The organism is Candidatus Poribacteria bacterium (genome assembly GCA_016866785.1).
Lineage (GTDB): Bacteria > Poribacteria > WGA-4E.
The window spans coordinates 1-5,667 of record VGLH01000187.1 but is presented as its reverse complement, the minus strand read 5'-3'; the positions used below and the strand labels follow the sequence as shown (position 1 = coordinate 5,667).

Annotated in this window: 5 protein-coding genes; 3 read left to right on the top strand and 2 right to left on the bottom strand. The window is 65.8% G+C overall.

What is annotated here, in order from left to right:
- A partial coding sequence (locus tag FJZ36_17790; protein ID MBM3216750.1) for a hypothetical protein occupies nt 1–2,555 on the bottom strand: 2,555 nt, incomplete at its 3' end.
- Between the two features lie 101 nt (nt 2,556–2,656).
- On the bottom strand, nt 2,657–3,100 hold the full coding sequence (locus tag FJZ36_17785; GenBank protein ID MBM3216749.1) for a twin-arginine translocation signal domain-containing protein: 444 nt from the start codon (nt 3,098–3,100) through the stop codon (nt 2,657–2,659).
- A 196-nt stretch (nt 3,101–3,296) separates the two neighbouring features.
- On the opposite strand from FJZ36_17785, the gene FJZ36_17780 reads away from it, so the two are divergent.
- Genes FJZ36_17780 through rsmD form a run of 3 tightly spaced genes read left to right on the top strand, consistent with a single transcriptional unit; the run spans nt 3,297 to nt 5,457 of the window.
- On the top strand, nt 3,297–3,671 hold the full coding sequence (locus FJZ36_17780) for a hypothetical protein (protein ID MBM3216748.1): 375 nt from the start codon (nt 3,297–3,299) through the stop codon (nt 3,669–3,671).
- A 29-nt stretch (nt 3,672–3,700) separates the two neighbouring features.
- Nucleotides 3,701–4,867: a hypothetical protein gene (locus FJZ36_17775; protein MBM3216747.1), complete on the top strand. Its 1,167-nt coding sequence runs from the start codon at nt 3,701–3,703 to the stop codon at nt 4,865–4,867.
- The gene (rsmD, locus tag FJZ36_17770; GenBank protein MBM3216746.1) at nt 4,816–5,457 is read left to right on the top strand and encodes a 16S rRNA (guanine(966)-N(2))-methyltransferase RsmD; all 642 of its coding nucleotides are present in this window, start codon (nt 4,816–4,818) and stop codon (nt 5,455–5,457) included. The genes FJZ36_17775 and rsmD overlap by 52 nt, the downstream gene beginning before the upstream one ends.
- The last annotated feature ends 210 nt before the right edge of the window (nt 5,458–5,667 follow it).

The window sequence follows — 5,667 nt, the reverse complement described above, 5'->3', positions numbered from 1 at the left end:
CAGGCGGCATCGAGGAGGATATGCCTCTCTGTGCCTTCACGTGGCGCTCCGACCGGATGGCTGAGGGCGTCCACTGGACGGAACGCGCTGCGCCAGTTCTTCACCCAGCCGCGCCGGTCCCTGTCGGCTTCCCTCCGCAACGCCTCACGGAACCGCCCGAACAGATCGCGAAGGGCTCGATGCCACGCCTCCGCGTCGTCCGCCCGCTCCGGTTCCAGCGCGGAGCCGCGCTCCGCCGTCAGTCGCGTCGCCGCATCGCCCCTCAGGTCCACCCAGCAAAGGCTTCCGACGCCGTGCCAGAGCTCGAGACGCTTCGAGCAGACATCCACGTTCTGGACCGCCATGCCCTTGACGAGTACCCGTGTTCGTCCGCCTGACGGTAGCTGCGGCTCCACGAACGCCCCGAGCTCGTGACCCGCGCATCGACCCGTCGAATCGGCGAGCCCCTCCGGACCGTCGCCGATGCCCTGATGGGCGGGAAACTGGAGGCGGATGCGGCTGCCCGTCGCTTCGTCGCCGACGTTGTCCTCCCAGTCCCATACCGCCCAGCGGACGCCTTCGACGTACGAACGCGGGCAGCGCCACTCGGCGGCCTTCGCGATGACCTTGTCGGCGTCGATCGGAACCAGCGACTTCCGGTGGAAATCTGCGTCGATCCGGAGCGCCCCGCCGCGATCCGGCTCGACGATGACGGGATGGCGCGGAAAGACAACGTGCGACGCCGCGACATACGCCGGGTCGACCTGTCTCTTGTCGCCGGTCCCGCCGCCTTGGTTTCCGTCCTGGTACTCAAAGGCTTGGCGCAGCCGTTGCGTCAACGTCGCGTCGTCGTGCGTGATCTGGTAGCCGTCTTTGAGGTAGAGCGTGACTTCGGTTCCTTGCGTGGGCAGCGACCCGTTTCGCAGCCAGAAGAGGCTTCCGGGCCCTGAGATCGTGACGTCGTACGCGCGCCGCTCGTCGGTGTCCGCGCCGCCGGGCTTCGTGCGGACGACGATCCGGTCGGCGACCATGAACGAAGAAAGGATGCCGATACCGAAGTGGGAGATGGGAGTCGCGAGCAACCCCTTGCCGCGCAGACGCCGTTTCTCGCGCTCGAAATCCGGCGAGCGGTAGTAGCTCTTGCCGATGCGCGTGAAGTAGTCTGTGATGATCCGGCGCGTCATCCCGATGCCGTTGTCCGAGACGCGCAGGAAGTCCTGCCCCGACTCCTTGTCATGACCCCACGTCAGCCGGACGGCGAGCTCTTCGGGTCCGCGTGGATCGACCGGCTCGTCCGGCGTCTCCCCTTGCTTCTGGAGTTCCTCCCGCAGTTCCCGCATGTGCACCGCGTCGAGGGCGTTTTGCAGAAGCTCGCGGATGCACAGGTCGGGTCGTCCCCAGAGGGATTCCCCAAGCAGGAGTTGCTGAATCTCGTCCTGATCGAGTTGGAACTGGATGTCTTCGTAGATGTACGCCCCGTTTCTGGGCTCGACGCGTCGATCCACCTTGGGGGGCAGCTCCAGCGAGCAGCACGGGTGCTGATCGCCGACCAATCGACGCTGGATCTCCAGTTCGTCGCGCGCGTCGCGGAGTCCCGTCTCGATCAAGTCGCAGAAGGTCAGAACACTCTTGTGACGGACGGGATGGTCGCACTGCGCCAAGCACTCCAACGTGCTCGTCTTTTGTTGGTACGTCCACTTGGCGATCGACTGATGCTTGAGCCACTCCTGGACGCTGATGTCGCTCTCGATCCCGAGGTGTCGGAAGAGGATGTGCGGCGCGCGGGTCACGTCGAAGTCGAGGATGTCGGCAAGGCGCAGAAGGATGCCGGGGAATGCGTAGTTCGTCCCTCCCACAGCGAACGCCGCCGGGTTGCTCAGAGTGCTCAACTGCGACCGCAGCCAGTCGACATCCCGTCCGTGACTCGCGCCGATCAGGACGAGCTGCTGCTTGAACCCGATCCGGTCGAACTCGTAGAGCCGTTGGTTGCCCGACTCGCGCTGGATTGCGTCGATCCAGTGCTCCATCCTCCCACGGTGCTCGTCGTGCGTCCGTCGGAGATAGTCTTCGAGGATGTGCGCTTCAATGGCGTCGATGCGTCGCTGCGCTTCCTGGGCACGGCTCCTGTCCGTTTCGGCGATGCGCTTCCATCGCTCGATCTGCCGGAGCTCCTCGCCGAAGCCGTCTCGATGGCGGGCGAACTTCACGCCGTCAGGCGTGCCCGGATCGTACAGGCGGTCGCGTTCGTCGGCGGGCAGCGCCATGCCGAGGTCGTGCGCGTACGCGGCGAGGATGCACAGGCCGATCTCCAAGTTCGAGAGCTTCCGCAGCACGTTGTCCGGTACGAGCCCTTCCATGATGCCCAGGACGTTGAGGATGTGCGTCTCGTCATGGAGCGTGAACTGCGGCATGTCCCGGAGGATCGTCTTCAGCACTGCCCGCGCGCTCTCGACGAACTTCTGGATCGTCGCGCAGAGCTCCTCGGCGTTCCGTCCTTTGCGGTGCAGCTCATCCCAGAACCGCGAGTCGTTGAATACCCTGTTCTGGTGATCCCATGTCGGCGTCGGGAACTCCATGCGGGCCCTTCCTGCCAGTCTCTGAGTGGACAATCCGGTTGTGCGTATCGCGTGTCTGGCACTCTACTCGAAGGGACGGACTTGGACAACGCCGGTTCGCGCTATGCCACCTGCGGAGGGTTCACGCGGGCGATCAGGTCGTTGCGCTCCGGTTCCGACATCGGCTTGAACGAACGCGCAACGTCGAGGTTGGCGCGGAACTGCTCGCGGTTCGACACCGCCGGAACGACGACGGCGACCGGCGTGCTCATGACGAGCCCAAGGCTCTCCTCACTCTTGCCGTACGCGGGAGCCGTGTCGAAGTAGTTGACGCCGGCGTCCATGATCTCGTGGATGAGCCCGGCGATCTGTTCTTTGTCCTCGAAGTCGGTGAGGAAGCCGACGCCGCCGAGTCCCAGCAGGGAGACTCGAACGTTCGTCTTGCCGAGAACCCGCTGCGGCAGGAGCGGTGCGCGCACGGGCTCCGCGTATGCCGTCGCGACCGCGCCGCCCGCCAAAGCCGCCGTCGTACCGACGAATTCGCGCCGCGTCATCTTCCGTGACATCGTGGTTCCCTCCGCCAAAGCCTGATCTGCTCCGTCCACTCAACCGGAGTATAGCAGCCTGAACCGTCACCTCCGAGCGCTCCGACGCTTCGGATGCGTTCCTCTGGCGGAACCAGCGCTCAGTCGGCTATGCGATCCAGGAGGCTCGGCGATCCGCCCGATGTGCCGGTTCCTGTTCTGAGAAGGGAAAGAGCTCATGTACGGTGTCATCTATCTCTGGAAGGTCAAGCCCGACAAGCTGGCGGAGCATCTCGACGTCATGTGGCAGACGCTCGCGGTGGAGCGGGAGCGGTGCCCCGAAGTGCTCCTGAACGTCACGCTGGGACCCGCCGCCGACGGAACCTGCGCCGAGGTCCAGGTCTACGCCGACAAGGCGGCGAACCGAGACTTCGGCGGGCGGGTCGAACGCGAGGACGCCGAGCTCCGGAGCCTGTGGCAACGGTTCGGCGACCTCTGCTATCCTGGTGAATGGCGGACGCTTCGGTTCGAGGAGATGGCGTTCTTGGACGCCAGCTTCTTCCGTGCCGCCGCCGGGGTGAGGTGCGCGGAGGTTCCTGAAACGGAGTCGTGAGGCGTCTTCATCCGTTAGGAGCGGGACAGATGCTGCCACGCGAGCGCGTATTCGCGGCGTTGGAACACCGGGAGCCCGACCGCATCCCCTGGGGCGAGCATTCCATCGACTACAACGTCTATGAGGACATCCTCGGGCGCGAGACGCTCGTCCAGGCGAAGATGCGCCAGACACAGGCGTACTGGGACGGACGGCGCGACGAGATCGTCGAGTGCACCAAGCGCGACCGGCTCGACCTGGTCCGCGCGCTGGAGATGGACATCGTCTTTTGCAGCGGCGTTCCGCCCAAGGGCTATCACCCGAAGCCGATGGAGAAACTCGACGAGTCCACCTACCGCGACGACCACGGGCACCTCTACCACGTCTCCGCGACGACCCACGACCTGATGCCCTTCAAGCGGAACACCGAGGGCTACCGCCCGCCGACCATCGAGGGCATCCAAGCTGCCATCGACCGCCTCGCCGAGGAGCCCGCTGGCGACCCGAACGACTCGTCGTGGGAGTTCGTCCACCACTGCGTCCGCGAGATGAAGGACACCCACTTCATCATGGTCACCGTGGGCGATCTCGGCTTCCCCGGCTTCGGGCCCACGGAGGAGGATCAGTGGATGAGCCTCGTCCTGGAGCCCGAAATCTGCCGGAAGCTCGCCGAGCTCCAGGGCAGGCGGATGATCCGCGACGTGAAGCTCTACGCCCAGCTCGGCGTGGATGGCATCATGCCCTGCGGCGACCTGGGCAGCAGCACGGGGCTGCTCGCCAGCCCGGAGATCTACCGCGACATGGTCTATCCGTGGCACAAGGCGCACGTCGCCGAAGCCCACCGGCACGGGCTCAAGGTTCTCAAGCACTGCTGCGGGCACACGTGGCCCATCATCGAGGAGCTCGCGGAGGTCTACGACGCCTATGAGGCGATCCAGGAGAGCGGCGGCATGGACATTCGCAAGCTCAAGGAGCGCGTTGGCGACCATCTGTGCCTCTGGGGCGGCATCTGGCACGAACACCTCGTCCTGGGAACCCCTGACGACATCCGCAACGACGCCCGCTACGCGTTCCGATATGCCGCTCCGGGCGGCGGCTACATCATGGGTTCGACCCATTCGCTCGCCGTGGGCGCGTCGCGCGAGAACATCCTGACGATGAAGCAGTGCCGCGACGAGTGGGGCGTCTATCCCATCGACCCGAAGCGGTTCGTCTGAGAGGGCTGGGCGAGCGAGCGATGCGCGTCATCGGAGGACAGTACCGGGGCATCCGACTGCGCGCGCCGAGAGGGCTGCGGGCGCGTCCGACGACGGATCGCGTCAAGGAGTCGTTGTTCGCGATACTGCGGCATGACACGCCCGGGGCGCGGGTTCTCGACCTCTTCGCGGGCTCCGGCGCGCTGGGCATCGAAGCCTTGAGCCGAGGAGCGAGACACGCGACGTTTGTCGACTCCCACGCGGAATGCGTCGACGCCGTGCGTGGGAACCTGAGCCAGGCGCGCGTCGACGAGCAATCCGCGCTCGTCCTGAAGATGGACGCAGGCAACGCCTTGACGGACTTCGAGCGGCGCGGCGAGACGTTCGGAGTCGTCTTCGTCGATCCGCCCTATGACTCGAACCTGGCGAACGAGGCGCTGCGTCGGCTGGGCTTATCGCATACCGCCGACCCGGACGGCGTCGTCGTCGTCGAGCACGACCGCCGCGCGGCTCCGGCGGACTACTACGGGCGTCTGACGCGCGTGCGCGTCGAGGACTACGGCGATACGGTCATCTCGTTCTTCCGAGAGGTCGATCCGGCGTCGGTGTAGCCGGTCGATTAGAGAGCCGTCACCGATGCCGGCTTGGGCAGTCCATTCCCTGGGTTTCCGCCAAGTCCGCGGACGCCATGCAGTAGGGGCGACGCGGTGCGTCGCCCGTTTCGCGACCAGGGCGACCGGCCTGGTCGCACCTACGAGCCCAGATCGATCGACGAGATGAACCATTCCGGCATTCAGCGAGCGACCTTCGCGCAGTTCGGC